16 protein-coding genes are annotated in these 15,972 nt (G+C 59.8%); 12 read left to right on the plus strand and 4 right to left on the minus strand.

The genetic code is table 11. The annotated features are described in order from the left end of the window. Positions 1–17: 17 nt before the first annotated feature. Positions 18–248, minus strand: coding sequence for a BolA family protein (locus D1224_RS07360; protein ID WP_233350441.1), 231 nt, complete (start codon positions 246–248; stop codon positions 18–20). A 74-nt stretch (positions 249–322) separates the two neighbouring features. Between D1224_RS07360 and D1224_RS07365 the strand changes: the two genes are divergently transcribed. The 11 genes from D1224_RS07365 (at position 323) to D1224_RS07415 (ending at position 11,642) form a co-directional block, all read left to right on the plus strand. Next, the gene (locus tag D1224_RS07365) at positions 323–943 is read left to right on the plus strand and encodes a J domain-containing protein (RefSeq protein ID WP_119379244.1); all 621 of its coding nucleotides are present in this window, start codon (positions 323–325) and stop codon (positions 941–943) included. Positions 944–977: 34 nt separating this feature from the next. Beyond that, complete coding sequence (gene trmD / locus D1224_RS07370; RefSeq protein WP_233350442.1) at positions 978–1,721, plus strand: tRNA (guanosine(37)-N1)-methyltransferase TrmD; 744 nt, start codon at positions 978–980, stop codon at positions 1,719–1,721. Next, on the plus strand, positions 1,708–2,265 hold the full coding sequence (gene rplS / locus D1224_RS16840; protein ID WP_119379246.1) for a 50S ribosomal protein L19: 558 nt from the start codon (positions 1,708–1,710) through the stop codon (positions 2,263–2,265). Before trmD ends, rplS begins: the two co-directional genes overlap by 14 nt. Before the next feature lie 340 nt (positions 2,266–2,605). Next, positions 2,606–4,006, plus strand: coding sequence for a hypothetical protein (locus D1224_RS07380; RefSeq protein ID WP_147372348.1), 1,401 nt, complete (start codon positions 2,606–2,608; stop codon positions 4,004–4,006). A 152-nt stretch (positions 4,007–4,158) separates the two neighbouring features. Further along, positions 4,159–5,556: a 3-isopropylmalate dehydratase large subunit gene (leuC, locus tag D1224_RS07385; protein ID WP_119379248.1), complete on the plus strand. Its 1,398-nt coding sequence runs from the start codon at positions 4,159–4,161 to the stop codon at positions 5,554–5,556. Positions 5,557–5,657: 101 nt separating this feature from the next. Beyond that, positions 5,658–5,978 (plus strand): hypothetical protein, encoded by a 321-nt coding sequence (locus D1224_RS07390; RefSeq protein ID WP_119379249.1) that lies wholly within the window; start codon positions 5,658–5,660, stop codon positions 5,976–5,978. A 10-nt stretch (positions 5,979–5,988) separates the two neighbouring features. Beyond that, a complete protein-coding gene (locus tag D1224_RS07395) occupies positions 5,989–6,843 on the plus strand; it encodes a VOC family protein (RefSeq protein ID WP_233350443.1) in 855 nt (284 codons plus the stop codon). Positions 6,844–6,852: 9 nt separating this feature from the next. Continuing rightward, positions 6,853–7,485 carry a 3-isopropylmalate dehydratase small subunit gene (leuD, locus tag D1224_RS07400; RefSeq protein WP_119379250.1) on the plus strand — a complete coding sequence of 211 codons (633 nt, stop codon included), beginning with the start codon at positions 6,853–6,855 and terminating at the stop codon, positions 7,483–7,485. 54 nt (positions 7,486–7,539) lie between these two features. Further along, entirely contained in the window at positions 7,540–8,595 is a 1,056-nt protein-coding gene (gene leuB, locus D1224_RS07405) for a 3-isopropylmalate dehydrogenase (RefSeq protein WP_119379251.1), read from the plus strand. Between the two features lie 295 nt (positions 8,596–8,890). Continuing rightward, complete coding sequence (locus D1224_RS07410; RefSeq protein WP_119379252.1) at positions 8,891–9,910, plus strand: aspartate-semialdehyde dehydrogenase; 1,020 nt, start codon at positions 8,891–8,893, stop codon at positions 9,908–9,910. Between the two features lie 97 nt (positions 9,911–10,007). After that, the gene (locus D1224_RS07415; RefSeq protein ID WP_119379253.1) at positions 10,008–11,642 is read left to right on the plus strand and encodes a M28 family metallopeptidase; all 1,635 of its coding nucleotides are present in this window, start codon (positions 10,008–10,010) and stop codon (positions 11,640–11,642) included. 33 nt (positions 11,643–11,675) lie between these two features. Here the strand turns inward: D1224_RS07415 and D1224_RS07420 are convergent, their stop codons facing one another. Beyond that, positions 11,676–12,983 (minus strand): sodium-dependent transporter, encoded by a 1,308-nt coding sequence (locus tag D1224_RS07420; RefSeq protein WP_119379254.1) that lies wholly within the window; start codon positions 12,981–12,983, stop codon positions 11,676–11,678. Positions 12,984–13,041: 58 nt separating this feature from the next. Between D1224_RS07420 and rarD the strand changes: the two genes are divergently transcribed. Then, positions 13,042–13,953 carry an EamA family transporter RarD gene (rarD, locus tag D1224_RS07425; RefSeq protein ID WP_119379255.1) on the plus strand — a complete coding sequence of 304 codons (912 nt, stop codon included), beginning with the start codon at positions 13,042–13,044 and terminating at the stop codon, positions 13,951–13,953. Positions 13,954–14,075: 122 nt separating this feature from the next. On the opposite strand, the gene D1224_RS07430 is transcribed toward rarD, so the two are convergent. Together D1224_RS07430 and D1224_RS07435 are read right to left on the minus strand one after the other, a co-directional pair. Next, complete coding sequence (locus tag D1224_RS07430) at positions 14,076–14,693, minus strand: LysE family translocator (protein WP_119379256.1); 618 nt, start codon at positions 14,691–14,693, stop codon at positions 14,076–14,078. 104 nt (positions 14,694–14,797) lie between these two features. Then, a complete protein-coding gene (locus tag D1224_RS07435) occupies positions 14,798–15,916 on the minus strand; it encodes a serine hydrolase domain-containing protein (RefSeq protein ID WP_119379257.1) in 1,119 nt (372 codons plus the stop codon). Between the last annotated feature and the right edge of the window lie 56 nt (positions 15,917–15,972).

Here is a 15,972-nt window from a genome sequence, read left to right on the forward strand (position 1 = left end):
GCAGACGCCGCCCGGCTTCAGCCCGCCCGCGCCGTTATGGAAAGAGCGTGCAGCCCGGTATCGAACTCATCTTTCAGCGCAGAATTCACCGCCCGCTGCATTTCTACCCGGCTCTTTCCCTCGAAGGCTGGTGACACAATTTCGACCTTATAATGGGTCTCACCTTCGGGGCGCGCACCCGCATGACCGGCATGCATGGCGCTGTCATCCCTGACAATCAGCTCGCTAGGTGTAAAAAGCTGCGTCAATCTCGCACGAATCCGCTCTGATCTGTTTGTCAATTCTGGCCTCATTAAACTCTTCACTCTATGTTCCCTGACCCATGGCAGATGCATTTTCATACCGCGTCAAGTTCACCGATATACGGGTGAAGCCTCCGAAGGAGGAGCAAGAGCGCCAGAAAGCCGTCGAGACACGAGAGTGTCATCGCGACGACTGCGACCTGGCAGGTGATCACCCCGCACCGAAGCCGAGAGGCCTCGAAGGTGTCTACTGGTTCTGCCAGAAGCATGCGGGGGAGTATAACCGCAACTATGACTTCTTTGCAGGCATGTCGGATGCCGAGCTGGAGGCCTTCAACGAAATGGCCCGGCACGGCTTCCAGAAGACCTGGAAATTCGGCACCGGTCCGATGGGCAAGGACAAGGCCGCTGCCGCGCATGATCCTCGTCGCTGGCGTGGCAAGGAATTCTTCGAACAGAATGCCGAGGCCCGCCAGGCCCGCCGCAAGGAACAGCAGTCTGAAGGCGTTACCGCGCAGGCGCTAGCTGAACTTGATCTCGAGGCTGGCGCAACCGCCAATGAGATCCGCGTGCGCTACAGCGAGTACATCCGCAAATTCCACCCGGATTCCAATGGCGGCGACCGCTCGACCGAGCACATGCTTGCCCGCGTCCTTCGCGCCGGCAAGACGCTGAAGGCGGCCGGAATGATGAAGGCCTGAGCACCGCGCTTAAGCCTTCACATTTCCGGACGGCATGAAAAGCAGATCCATGGCGTTTGACGTTTCAATCATCACGCTCTTTCCGGACGCGTTTCCGGGCATGCTTGATGTCTCTATACTCGGGCGCGCGCGCGAGCAGGGCATCTGGTCACTGGAAACGACAGACCTTCGCAGCTTCGGCCTCGGCAAACATCGCCAGGTCGACGACAAGCCTGCAGGCGGTGGCGCGGGTCTTGTCATCCGCCCTGACGTCGCTGCCGCCGCTATCGACAGTATCGACCGAAATGGCCGCGAGCTCATCTATCTCAGCCCGCGCGGTGAGACATTCACCCAGAAGCTTGCGCATGAGTTTGCGAGCGGTCCAGGCCTCATCTGCTTCTGCGGTCGGTTCGAAGGACTGGATGAGCGCGTCATATCCCAGCGTGGCATGAGAGAGGTCTCGCTAGGCGATTTTGTCCTCGCCGGCGGCGAAGTCGCAGCGCAGGCCATTATAGAGGCAACGCTCCGGCTGCTGCCGGGCGTAGCCGGGAATGAAACCTCCATCGAAGATGAGAGTTTCTCGGCGGGGCTGCTTGAATACCCGCAATATACCCTGCCCCGGATATGGGAAGGTCAGCACACGCCGGATGTCCTTTTGTCAGGCGATCACAGCAAGGTCGACCAATGGCGGCTCAACCGCAGTAAACTGTTGACAGAAGGGCGTCGTCCCGATTTATGGGCCGCTTACCTCAACGGGCAAAGAATACGAGCGTCGGAGACGGACGATGAACATGATTGAACAGCTCGAAGCTGAAGAAGTGGCACGCGTCACTTCAGGCAAGGAAATCCCGGATTTTTCTCCTGGCGATACCCTGTCTGTGAATGTGCGCATTCGCGAAGGCGACCGTGAACGCGTCCAGCGTTTCGAAGGCGTCTGCATCGCCCGCGCCGGCAAAGGCGTGAATGAGAACTTCACGGTCCGCAAGATTTCCTTCGGTGAAGGTGTCGAGCGCGTTTTCCCGGTCGTCTCGCCGATGATCGAGAGCATCGAAGTGAAGCGCAAGGGCCGCGTTCGCCGTGCGAAACTCTATTATCTGCGCAATCTGCGCGGTAAGTCGGCCCGTATCGCAGAGCGCACCACTGGCCACGGCGTGGAGACCACCGAGGTCACCGTGTCCAAGACCGAGCGCAAGCGTCAGCGCGTCGAGCAGAAAGCTGCCCGCCGTGAGCAGGCTGCCAAGGATCGCGCAGAGGCGGAAGAAGCCAAGCGCAAAGCCGCCGAGGCAGAAGCTGCAGCCGCAGAAAACGATGCGGCAGAGGGTGAAAACACCTCCGACCAGTAGAATTTCCTAATATTTGGTAATTTTTTAACCCCGCAACGGAAGTTGCGGGGTTTTTGTGTTCTGGCGGCAACACTTTTGGCTTATACCCCCATAACACTACGGCATATGGCTTGCAGAGTAGGTGACAAGCGGGCCGCGAAAGCCAAGTTTTCCCCATCTGGGACAGTGTTTTTCAAGGTCTTGCTCGCGTGCGAAGGGAATCTAGTTGGTTTCAAGATTACCGTTTCGTATACGAAATGAGCGACGTCAGTATTTATGGCGTATCAACAACGGTCCCGAGGGCTTCGGGCAACTTAATATCCTTTAGTTGGCCGGTGGGGTCAGAATTGGGGAAGGTCGAATGAAACTTAGCAAGAAACTTATGGTGGGTGTCGTTGCCTTGGCTGCACTCCCCCTCGCGGCCCACGCCGATGGCGAAGCGGGCACCTGGGAACATGAAGCAGTTGGAGAGCGTTTTTCTTCAGCTGGTTCCGCAACCGACGAACGCGTCCTTACAGATGCTCAAGTTCGTGAAATCATCCAGCAAAGCGGCACGTCCGGCGGCGCTGATGTTCGCTACCTTGGTGGTGAACAGCAGGCGATCGACAGCGTCCTGTGCTGTGAGAACGTCGAAGAGCGCGTAACCGAGAACACTGAGTTCGAGGAAACCACGACTTATTTTGACGCTGTAACCCGCCGCGAAATCGTCCAGCCGGTTGAGCGCACGCTCATCCAGCCGATCGAACGCCGCATCGTTCGTCCTCGCGTCGAAGAAGTGACTGAAGACACCGTATACGAGGAAGAGTATCTTCCAGTCCGTGTCGAGCAGGACGAAGTCCCTGCCGTTCAGGAGAACGTCACCACGGATGTGACGGAAGAATATGTCGAGGAAGCGACCGAGACTTATTACGACGTCGTGACCCGCCGTGAGATCACCCAGCCGATCGAACGTACCACGATCGTTCCGGTCCAGCGCCGCATCACGCGTCCACGCACCGAGACAATCACCGCTGACACCCGTTACGAAACGGTCCGCGCACCGGTTCGTGTCGAGCAGGACGAAGTCCCGCAAGTCATCGAGAACGTGGTCCAGGATCTGACCGAGAACACCCGCGAAGAGTACACCGACACCTATGTCGATGCCGTCACCCGCCGCGATGTGTATCAGCCAGTCGTCCGCACGATGATCCAGCCGGTTGAGCGCCGTATCCTTCGCGGTACGACCGAAACCGTCACCGCTGCGACCCGCTACGAAGAAGAACGTCTTCCGGTTCGTGTTGAAACCGAGCAGGCGCCTCAGATCACCGAGCAGATCATTCCGCAGGTTACCGAGCGTACCGTCCTCGAAGTTGAAGACGTCTATGTCGATCAGGTTACCCGCAATGTGGTCCAGCCGGTTGTCGTAACGACGATCCAGCCAATCGAGCGCCGCGTGCTTCGTCCGCAGACCGAGACCATCGTCCGCGACACGATCTATCAGGAAGAGTACCTGCCAGGCCGCGTCGAAGCTGAGCCGATCCCGGAAACCCAGGTGAACTACATCCCGCAGGTCACCGAGGAATATCGCGAAGAGTACACCGAGTCCTACTTCGAAGCGGTCACCCAGCGTAACGTGATCCAGCCGGTCGAGCGTCGTATCGTCCAGCCGATCGAATACCGCCGCGTCCGCGGCCAGGTTGAGACCGTCGTCGCACCGACCCGTTATGAGACGCAGCGCGCTTCTCTGGTGGTCCTGAACGTCGGCCCAGGTTGCCCTTGCTAGGACAAGCCTGAACCAGAATGACCCGGAAAGGGCCAGCTCGATGAGCTGGCCCTTTTCTTTTGCCTGACATTGCCATCACCGGACGTGGCGGACGGTCTTGTCATCCCCTGTCCCACATGGTCTTTTGCACCGCAGCAGGAGGCCGCTCTGACATGCCGGGCAAGACACTTTACGACAAGATCTGGGACGCCCACCTCGTGGACACGGACGCCGCAAGTGGCGACGCCCTCATCTATATCGACCTTCACCTCATTCATGAGGTGACTACGCCGCAGGCTTTCTCTGGCCTCAAGGCGAATGGGCGCAAGGTACGCCGGCCTGAACTCACCCTCGCAGTCGCCGATCACAATACGCCGACCGAGAACCAGGCCGCCGGGCTTGAAGGCGTTCGCGATGAAGCAGCCCGCAATCAGCTCTCGGCGCTCTCGCGCAACGTGGCCGAATACGGCATCGAATTCTTCCCGATGGGCGATGTCCGCAATGGCATTGTTCATGTGGTTGGCCCCGAACAGGGCCGGACCCAACCCGGCATGACCATTGTCTGCGGTGACAGCCACACCTCCACGCATGGTGCTTTCGGCGCGCTGGCGCACGGCATCGGGACGTCTGAAGTCGAGCATGTTCTCGCGACCCAGACGCTGCGCACCCAGAAGTCTCGCAACATGGCGATCGAAGTCAGCGGGACGTTACGCGATGGTGTGACCGCCAAGGACCTCGCCCTCCATCTCATATCCGTTATCGGGACTGCAGGCGGAACCGGCCACGTCATGGAATATCGCGGCGAAGCTATCCGCGCGCTTTCCATGGAAGGGCGCATGACGCTCTGCAATCTCGCAATTGAAGGCGGCGCCCGTGCCGGTCTTGTCGCGCCGGATGAGACGACATTCGAATATATGAAAGGCCGACCGGCAGCCCCAAAGGCAGGCGCCTGGGATGTAGCTAAGTCCTATTGGGAGATGCTGTATTCGGATGACGACGCGCATTGGGATCGCATTGTCGAGATCCGCGGCGAAGACGTTGAACCGACTGTAACCTGGGGCACCAGCCCGGAGCAGGCCATACCCCTGTCAGGAAGCATGCCGGACCCCGAAACCATTGCAGATCCCGTCCGCAAAGCCGCGATCGAACGCGCACTCCATTATATGGACCTTGCCCCGGGCGCGCCGATCGCAGGCACGCCGATACAGCGCGTCTTTATCGGCTCTTGCACCAATTCGCGTATCGAAGATCTGCGGGAAGCCGCGCGTATTGCGTCCGGGTCAAAGGTCGCCGACGGCGTGCGCGCCATGGTCGTTCCAGGCTCTGGTCTGGTGCGCGCCCAGGCGGAAGCAGAAGGTCTCGACCGCGTCTTCCTCGACGCTGGCTTTGAATGGCGTGAGCCCGGCTGTTCCATGTGTCTTGGCATGAACCCGGACATCCTCGCCCCGGGAGAGCGCTGCGCCTCAACCTCGAACCGGAATTTCGAAGGCCGCCAAGGCCGCGGCGGTCGCACTCATCTCATGAGCCCGGCCCTCGCCGCCCGCGCTGCGATTACCGGCGTGATCGGTTAGAAACATTCGGCGTCGAAACGCTTTTTCTTGCGCTTGCCGCAGCGTCCACCTAATCCTCTTGGTTAATAGAGTACTAATAAGCTTAACACTTGGAGGAACTAATGAAACGTACTGCACTCGCCCTTGCGGCCATCTCGATCTGCGCCGCGCCTGCCTTCGCCGCTTCAATCACGGTCAAATTCGACAGCGACAGCGGGAATGATCAGGAAGCCGTTTTCCATGATGACGGCACGCTTACCTCCGCTTCTGGCGATGGGACCTATACCTATGACGAAGACGCCTCGAAGATGTGTATCGAAAGCGACGCCTATAATGGTTGCATGACCTTCGCGGAGCCAGGCGATGAAGTCGGCCATTCGACGGCCTATACCGGCGACAATGGCGCAAGCGGCACCGCAACCATCATTGCGGCCGAAGAATAGGCAAACCGAAGTGACTGGTGCCGGCCCGCTGACCGCAATCGACCATCTGGTCCTGCTTTGCGGTGATATCGAGGCCGGTACCGACGCCTATTCCAAGCTTCTGGGCCGTGCGCCCAACTGGCGCGCAGCCTCAGGGGGCGCTGCCACGTCCCTCTTTCGCGTGGAAAACACCGCGATTGAGCTTATGGCACCCGACGGCGACACCGACGCGGCGCCAAGAATTCGCGAGCTTGTCGATCGCGGCGCAGCGCTTACAAGCCTGGCCTTTCGAACCAAGGATATCGCACAGACCCACCGGCTGTTCAGCCGCCGGGGCCTCCATCCGGACGCTATTCAGCCCGGGAAAAGCACACATCTGGAAACCGGCGAGCCTCGCAGCTGGAAGCGCTTTCGGTGCAGCGATGACGCCATGGCGGGCATCAAGACCTTTATTATCGAACCGGATGCTAAAGATGCGGTCTCAGACGTAGACCAAGCATGTGTCCACGCGCTCGACCATGTCGTCATCAATACACCCAATCCCGACCGCGCTGCCGCCACTTATGGCGCGCGCCTCGGTCTGGATCTGCGCCTCGACCGCACAGCAGAACAATGGAAGACGCGCTTTCTCTTTTTCAAGACAGGCGGGCTCACACTGGAGATCATCAACCGGCTTGATCAGGAAGCCGATCCTGTCGCCGATGACCAGATCTGGGGGCTGACCTGGGCGGTCCGCGACATCCAGGCCGCGCATGACCGTCTCGCCAAAGCGGGCATCGAAACCTCGAACATCCGCAACGGCCGCAAACCCGGAACGCAAGTCTTCACGGTAAAGGGCAAGACTCTGGGCGTCCCCACCTTGTTCATTGCCCACTCCCGGGATTAGAACAGGGCCATGCAAGCTTTCACCACGCTCCTCTCGACCGCCGCTGCCCTGACTGACAAGGGCCGGCTGATGGCCAATGTCGACACCGACATGATCATCCCCAAACAGTTCCTGAAAACGACGGAACGCGAGGGTCTATCGACAGGTCTGTTTTACGAACTCAAGACCAAGGCGGATGGCAGCCCAGATCCTGACTTTGTGCTGAACCAGCCAGCCCACGCAAATGCCGGTATCCTGATCGCAGGCGACAATTTCGGATGCGGTTCCTCGCGCGAGCATGCGCCGTGGGCGCTTCTGGATCAGGGCATCACCTGCGTGATCGCCCCCTCCTTTGCGGACATCTTCCATAATAACTGCTTCAAGAATGGCATTCTGCCCATCGCCCTGCCAATTGAGGTCTGCGAAGCCATGGCGGAGCAGACCGGCGGGCCTAATCATCGCTTTACGGTCGATCTTGCGCAGCAGATCATTACCACGCCAGAAGGTGCGGAAATCCGCTTCAATATTGACCCCGGTCGCAAGCAGAGTCTGCTGGAAGGACTTGATGATATCGGCCAGACGCTACAGGCCGCTCCTTCCATTGATGCTTTTGAGGCCCGACGGTCGCATGAGACGCCTTGGCTTCCCCGTTCAAACGCATAAGCTTTCCCTGAAATCTACTAGTTCGGCTGCTTGTTTGGCCTGCGGAGACGATCCATGAAACAGACCCTGCTCCTGCTGCCTGGCGACGGTATTGGTCCTGAAGTGACGGCCGAAGCGCAGCGAATCTGCCAGCTCGTCGCGCCCGACGTTGCGATTGAAGAAAACCTGGTCGGCGGCATTTCGATCAATACACACGGCGTACCGCTTACGGATGCCGCCCTTGACCGTGCCAGGTCGGTCGACGCCATCCTCCTGGGTGCTGTCGGCGGACCCAAATGGGCAGATGTCGCACGAGACAAGCGTCCGGAAGCGGGGCTCCTCGGCCTGCGCAAAGGCCTCGACGTCTTTGCAAACCTGCGGCCCGCCTACTGTTTCGGCGCGCTTGTCGATGCCTCGAGTCTTAAACGTGACCGGGTCGAAGGTCTCGATATCATGATCGTGCGTGAACTGACGTCCGGCGTCTATTTCGGTGAGCCGCGCGGCGTCGAGACGGATGCGAACGGCGTGCGCCGCGGCTTTGATATGTCAGTTTATACCGCGCCCGAAGTCGAACGCGTCACCCGTGTCGCGCTGGAGATTGCGCGCGGGCGGGAAGGCCGCGTCTGTTCGGTCGACAAGGCGAATGTGATGGAAAGCGGCCAGTTCTGGCGCGAGGAAGTCACCACAGTCCACAAAACGCATGGAGACGGCGTAGAGCTCTCCCATATGCTGGCAGATGCCTGCGCCATGGAGCTGGTTCGCGAACCAAAACAGTTCGACGTCATCCTGGCTGACAACCTTTTTGGCGATCTTCTGTCCGATGCGGCGGCCATGCTGACAGGCTCAATCGGCATGCTGCCATCGGCCAGCCTCGGTACGGAAGGCACACCAGGCCTGTTTGAGCCTGTCCATGGCTCAGCTCCGGATATTGCGGGGCAAGGGATCGCCAATCCGTGCGCGGCGATCCTTTCGCTTGAGATGGCGCTCCGCTGGTCACTCGCCCGTCCGGATGCCGCCGACCGCATCATGGCAGCTGTCGGACGCGCACTTGAGGCCGGTGCCCGCACCCGCGACCTTGGCGGCGATCTCTCCACGACCGGCATGACCGACGCGATTATCGATTGTCTTTAGGATAGGTCCGGTTCTTCAGTCAGCCGCAGATCCACCGCGGCCTTGCTCTCACACACCATCTCGGCGGCGGCCGGCCCGCCGATCAGGTCTTCGGTCGCGGTGTTTCACTTCTCATCGCAGAGTGATTGCAGCTGCCACCCTGAATCCGGCCCAGTCGTGCATTACATGCTTTCCAAATCAAGGCTGGCGGGACGCTCTTTCCATCGAAATGCTGTGATCCGTCCAGCGGCTAATCATCTGATTGGACGAAAGTCCGCTTGGCTTTAAATGGGCGGGCATCGCGAAAGGAAAAATTATGGCTATCAAAGTCGCAATCGTTGGCGCCACCGGTAATGTGGGCCGCGAACTTCTCAACATTATGGAAGAGCGCGATTTCCCCGCTGCTGAAGTTCATGCGCTTGCCTCGCGCCGCTCAAAGGGCCGCGAAGTCAGCTATGGCGACAAGACCCTCAAATGCGAAGTGCTGGACGATTTCGATTTCTCAAAGGTCGACGTGGTCCTCATGTCGGCTGGCGGCACGCTGTCTAAAGAGTGGGCCGAGAAGATCGGCAAGCAGGGCGCGATCGTCATCGACAACTCGTCCGCCTGGCGTATGGACCCGGATGTCCCGCTCGTCGTCCCCGAAGTGAACGGCGAAGACGTGCTTGGCTATGACAAGAAGATGATCATCGCCAATCCGAACTGCTCCACGGCGCAGCTCGTCATGGCACTGAAACCGCTGCACGATGCGGCAAAGATCAAGCGCGTTGTCGTCTCGACCTACCAGTCAGTGTCCGGCTCGGGCAAGTCCGGCATGGATGAACTCTGGAACCAGACCAAGGGTATCTTCGTGAACGATGCGCCGGAGCCTGAAGAGTATCCGCGCCAGATCGCCTTTAACGTAATCCCGATGATCGGGTCTTTCCGCGAAGACGGCTTCACCGACGAAGAAGCCAAGATGTGGAACGAGACCCACAAGATGATCGATCCGGACATCAAGGTCACAGTGACCTGTGTGCGCGTGCCGGTATTTGTCGGTCACTCCGAAAGCGTGAACATTGAGTTCGAGGAAGCGATTACGCCTGAACAGGCGCGTGAGGCGCTCCGCAATTTCGATGGCGTGCAGGTCATCGATAACCCGGAAGAAGACCAGTATATCACACCGGTTGAGAGCAAGGGCGAGTGGGACACGTTCGTCTCGCGTATCCGCGTCGACAATACGGTGGAACACGGCCTGTCGCTCTGGGTGGTGGCCGATAACCTCCGCAAGGGCGCAGCGCTCAACACCGTCCAGATCGCTGAAGAGCTGATCAAGCGCGGCGTCCTGAGCGCCTAGAACGCGGGCGAGCGGCTGCGGCATTTACCGCAAGTAGCTTGCCTTGGCCCCGGCTTTGTCCGATCTTTCAGCGATCTGACAAAGCTGGGGTTTTTTAATGAAATTCGTTGCCGCCACCGGCCTTCTGGCCGCGCTCGCGCTCACCGCCTGCAATCCAAGCATTCCTGAAGAAGCACACGCCTCGACCACACCGGAGACCGCTTCTGCCGGGAAAGTCGAAGCTCATGTCCGCTTCCTGGCCGACGACCTGCTCGAAGGCCGTGAGGCCGGTACGCGCGGCTATGACATTGCTGCGCTCTATGTGGCCGAACAGTTCCGTGCCTATGGGCTTCAGCCCGGCGGCGATGATGACAGCTATATGCAGCAGGTCCCACTTTTCCGGTATCAGCTTGACCAGTCAGCCACACAGAGCCTGACCGTGACCGATGGGGCGGACCTCACCCTGGAACAGGGCAGCGACTATCTCATCTCTGCGTCATCGCAAGTAGAACAGGGCCTCGTCGAAGCGCCAGCCGTCTTCGTCGGCTATGGCTTCATCGCGCCGGATGGCAGCCGGAATGACTTCGAAGGCATCGACCTCGAAGGCAAGATCGCCGTCATCTTCCGCGACGCGCCGAGCGACCTCAACACCGAAGAGCGCGCGCACTATTCGTCTACCAGCTATCAGCGTCTGTCTGAAGCTGGCGCGGTGGGCGTCGTGACCCTCTACCACCCAGTCGCGCAGGAGCGTTATTCCTTTGAGCGACGCGCCGCCATGGCACGCATGGGCCGCGCCTCGATGACCTGGGTCGATGCGGACGGAAACGCGTTCTCGAGCGCGCCAAACCTGAAGGCCGCAGCCACGATGAGCATTGAGGGCGCCAAGAAGCTGATCGAAGCCGCCGGCCGCGACTATGACGCGCTTGTCGAGGAAACTGTCACTGGCACCGCGCCGTTTGAACTTGGTCTCACCCTGCGCATTGAAGCCAACAGCACGCATGAAGAGATTACCAGCCCGAACGTCGCCGCCATCCTCCCCGGTACGGATGAAGCGCTTTCAGCCGAATACGTCGTACTCTCGGCCCACCTCGATCATGAAGGCAAGAAGCCGAGCTTCAACCAGAATGAGGACACGCTCTTCAATGGCGCAATGGACAATGCGTCGGGCACATCGGCCCTGCTAGAGGTTGCCCGGCTCCTCTCGCTCAATCCGCCAAGTCGCAGCGTGGTCTTCGTCGCTGTGACCGCAGAAGAAAAAGGCCTCGTCGGCTCCGACTATTATGCCCGCTTCCCGACCGTCCCAGCCGATGGCGTGGTTGCCAACGTGAATCTCGACATGCCAATCATGACCTATGAATTTGAGGATGTTGTCGCCTTCGGCACGGAACGCTCGAACCTGTATGAACCGGTGAAAGCCGCCGTTGAAGGCGCTGGCCTGACCCTCAGCCCGGACCCGAACCCGGATCTTGGCCTGTTCACCCGCTCAGACCATTATAGCTGGGTGAAACAGGGCGTGCCGGCGACCTATCTTGTGCCAGGCCATGCCAATGGCGGGGGCGACGCGCAGGCGAAATTCCTCGCGGAAGACTATCACCGCCCGTCTGATGAGGCCGACCAGCTGAACTTCAACGCATTGGCCCGCTTTGCCGCTGTCAAAGCCGACATCGCCCGCAGCGTGGCCAACATGGAAGAGCGTCCAAGCTGGAATGAAGGCGACTTCTTCGGAGATATGTTCGCAGGTGAAGGCGAGTAGGGGTTAAACCGATACCCGCCCGGCTGGGATGTCTCAGCTGGGCGGTCTGCGGTGCCGTCCGGCTTTTATAAGCAGGCCCGCCCCGATAATGCCGGCGAAGATGACCAGCGCTGACCCCGTCAGATTGTCGACCCGGTCAAGCACAGCCTCGCTGCCAATGGACAACTCCAGGCCGGTATAGCTGAGCGCTGATGGCAGGCCGGCAAAGAGGAGCGCCCCGACTGCGATAAGCATGGCACGGCGGTAAGAGCAGATACGCATGCCGAAAATGCCATCCACGATCGTCTTCAGTGACGCCACGCAAGACGTGAATGCGGCCAGGAAGAAAGCGATGAAAAGAGAGACACCTACCACATAACCGAACGGAATTTCGCTGATGGCATTTGGCAGCACGGCGAAGATCAGTTCAGGACCCTGCGCCGGATCGGCACCGGACGCGAACACGAAAGGGAAAAGCACGAAACCGGCTGAGATACCCGCGCCCGCATTTACAAAGGCGATCACCCCTGCAGCACGCGGCAGGTTCGTACCCGCGGCCACGTGGCGGCCATAGGTAAGCAGATAGCCCTGCCCGATCATAAGGCTGTAGAACGACTGCCCCAGCGCCTTGTACCAGACGGACGCGTCCATGAGATCTGCGCCCTCGAAACCGGTCAGGAATTCAACGGACTGGCCCCAGCCGTCACTTTCCAGATAGGCATAGACCCCGATACCAGCGAGCACGACCAGCAGCGTCGGTGCGGTCACGAACGCAACTTTTTCAATCGCGCCAACGCCCAGAAACAAGGGGATGCAGGCGAAGACCAGCACAAGCAGAAACGCGACCAGCGAGCCCCATCCCTGCTGATAGGCGTCGAATGGCTGAAAATCACCATCGAAGGAATCCAGGGCATAGCTGAATGTCCACCCGGTCAGCACCAGGTAATAGCTTGTGATGAGGAAGATCAGAAACAGGACGATATAGCCGAAATAGCGGCTGCGGGGCCCCGCGACACGAAAAGCCCCCAGCACACCGCTTCTCGTACGGCGCCCGGCGGCCAGCTCTATGACGGCAATGGGCAGCGCAACGACCAGCAGGCAGACAAGATACGCAATCAGGAAGGCGCCGCCGCCCTGCTCGCCGAGCAGGTAGGGAAAGCGCCAGAGATTGCCGAGGCCGATCGCGGCTGCCGCTGTCGAGACAATGAAGGCCGTGTCGCTCTTCCACACACGGTGATAGCTCCCGACATTCGCATTCTCATGCCGGGCTTCTTCAGATGTGCGGAAACTCTGCTCTGCCTGATTTTCGGCGTTTGTTTCAGTCACCTCGCCAAGACGTCCAAAGGGCCTGAACTGTTCCATGTCAGGCGCGCTTCGGAATTTGTTGGCTATTGCCTCCGGGCCGCATTAGGTGCCGCGCATGACGAGCGAACTGCGCCTTGGCCTGACTTGCGGATTCGGCGCCTACCTTATCTGGGGTGGGTTGCCGCTCTACTTTCGCTTGCTCGATCATGTCGGCCCGATTGAGATGCTGGCCCATCGTATCCTCTGGGGCCTGCCAACCGCGCTGATCTTCATCGCCATTGCCCGGCGGTGGCGGGACCTTCGCGGCGCCCTCACGCCCCGGCGGATGCTCTATCTTTCCATTTCTGCCGGGCTGATTGCGACGAACTGGCTTCTCTATATCTGGGCGGTGTCTGCCGAGCGGGTCACAGAAGCGAGCCTTGGCTATTTCATCAATCCGCTGGTGAGCGTGCTGTTGGGCATGATCTTCTTCTCGGAAACGCTGCGGCGCGCCCAATGGATTGCCATTGCGATTGCAAGCTGCGGCGTCGCCGTCCTGACCTGGGAGCTTGGCCGCCTGCCTTGGGTCTCACTTGTTCTGTGTTTCAGCTTTGCCGCCTATGGCGCCGTTCGCAAAACCGTCAGCGTGGATAGCCGGATTGGGTTCGCAATAGAGACTGCGCTTCTGTTCCCCGTGGCATTTATCTGGCTCACCTGGTTTCAGCAGACCCCGGAGGGTGGCTGGCTGGGCGATGGAATCGCCCTTGATTGGCTAATTCCACTTGCTGGACCCATCACGGCCGTGCCGCTTATCCTGTTCGCACTTGCTGCCAAACGCCTGAAGCTCGCCACGATCGGCATGATGCAATACTTGACGCCGACGCTGCAATTCCTGATCGCGGTCGCTATCTTCCGCGAACCTTTCGGCCCCGTCGATGCCGTCGCCTTCGGGCTGATCTGGACGGCGCTCTTGGTCTTCACGCTCGACAGCGTTTTACGTGAGCGTAAATCGCGTCGCCTCGCGCGCGCTGCGCGGCTGGCTGAGTAGCAAAAAAAGACCGGCGTTATTCAACTAACGCCGGTCACAGGTCTTGTATATGAATTAGGATGGAGATCCGGTTCACCTCACAGATCAGCAAGCTGCATACCATGCTGGCGGCCGGGCGAGCTCTAGCGCTGCGATGTCACTGCCATCCATATCGCAATGCCAACAAGCGCGAGCGCAAAGACAGCCCTGACCTTTGCTGATTTACGATAGCTGGCGATCTGATCGCCCAGCCTTGCACCCATCACGACGAGACCGACATGAACCAGGGTGGCGACAAGGATATGCAGGCTGCCCAATATCAGGATCTGCCCGGTCGACGGCTCCTTGCCGCCCTCACCCGCAAACTGCGTCACAACGGCAATATAGAACACAAGCGCCTTGGGATTGAGCAGATTGGCGATGAAGCCGCGCCTGAAGCCCTCTAGCGTCTTTGCCTGTCCCGGAGACGGCTCGCCAGTCTCCCGCCAGGCCTCAAGCGCGAGATAGAGCATGAAGCCAATGCCCGCCCAGCGTAGCACTTCGTAGACGAGCGCATTTCCAGCGATGAAGGTCGAGAATCCTGTTGCCGCCAGAACCAGCTGAACCGTCAGACCAAGCGTGATCCCAACCACAGCCATGAATCCGACCCGGCGGCCTTGCTGCGCGGCGAGCGCGGTCAGCCAGCCCATATTCGGTCCGGGCGTCAGCTCGACGAGCGCCATCGCACCCAGAAAGGCGAGCCAGTTCACGTCGCTCAACATGTCTTGTCCCCGGCTATTTTCGCAGCGCCTTCATAAACACCACAGAAACACCGCCCGTGCACCATGGCTGCACCGTGCACTTTCAGGGAAAACGGCCAACTTTCCTACAGACAGCCATACAGCGCATCTACCAGACGACGCGCGCGCGGATCCCCCTGTAGATGGCTCGATTGTTTGTTCATGACATAGGCGGCCGAGAGGCGGCGATCCGGATCGCCAAGTGCGAGGGACCCGCCCCAGCCTGAGTGAGCAAGCGTTTCAGGGTTCGGACCATAGATGCCGAGATTGTTGCGCATCACACCGGCTGCGAACTCCGTCACGAAGGGAAGGACGAGGTCATCGCCGATAACCCGGCGGCGCGTCAGCTCCCGGAAAGACTCCTCTGAAATCAACCGCCTGTCGCCAAGTTTCCCGCCATTCGCATAGATGCCATATAGCCGCGCGACCGCCTTCGCCGTACCATGCCCGTTGGCCGCAGGCTGCTCCATGCGCCGCCATTCACTGCCGGTGCGGCTGGGCGAGGCCCATTTGGTTAGGAAGGCGACTTTCCTGAACTCATTGATTTCGCCCAGTTTTGGCATCTCGCGCGGGCGCTGGATCTCGGCAACACGGTCATCGTCTTCAGGCGGAAGGCCAATCTGGAAGTCGACCCCCGCGGGCGCGCAGAAATCCTCTTTCAATATGGTACCAAGCGTTCGCCCGGTGATCCGCTTGACGATTTCTCCCGCCAGATACCCCCATGTGGACGGGTGATAGCCATGCGCCGTCCCCGGTTTCCAGAGGGGCTCAACCTCCGCCAGCGCAGTTGCGAGTCCGTCCGGATCAAGCCAGAGATCCGGGTCTATCGGCTGCGCGAACCCGACGAGACCGGACTGATGGGACAGCAGCTCACCGATCGTGACATCGCCTTTCCCGGCGGCCGCAAACTCGGGCCAGACCTCGGCAACAGGGGTCTCGTAGCCTTCATTCAAACTGCCGATAACAGACGCGATCACGAGCGCAGAGACACCCTTGGTCGTTGAATAGACAGGCACAATGGTCGTCTCGTCCCAGTCCTCGTCGCCGGCGCGGGAGGTCTTCCCGCCCTGAATGTCGACAACGACCTCACCATCCAGAATGGCGCTAAAACCAGCGCCCAGCTCTTCACCGGCCTTAAAAGTTTCGGCGAAAACTTCTCGGACAGGCTCAAAACCGCTTGCCACATGGCCCCGGATATCACTCATCGCCTGCTCCTGTTTGCCCGACCAAGGCTGAACGTAAGCACTCGGCTACGCGTTGC

Origin of the sequence: Henriciella barbarensis (assembly GCF_003576345.1) — a bacterium.
GTDB lineage: Bacteria > Pseudomonadota > Alphaproteobacteria > Caulobacterales > Hyphomonadaceae > Henriciella > Henriciella barbarensis.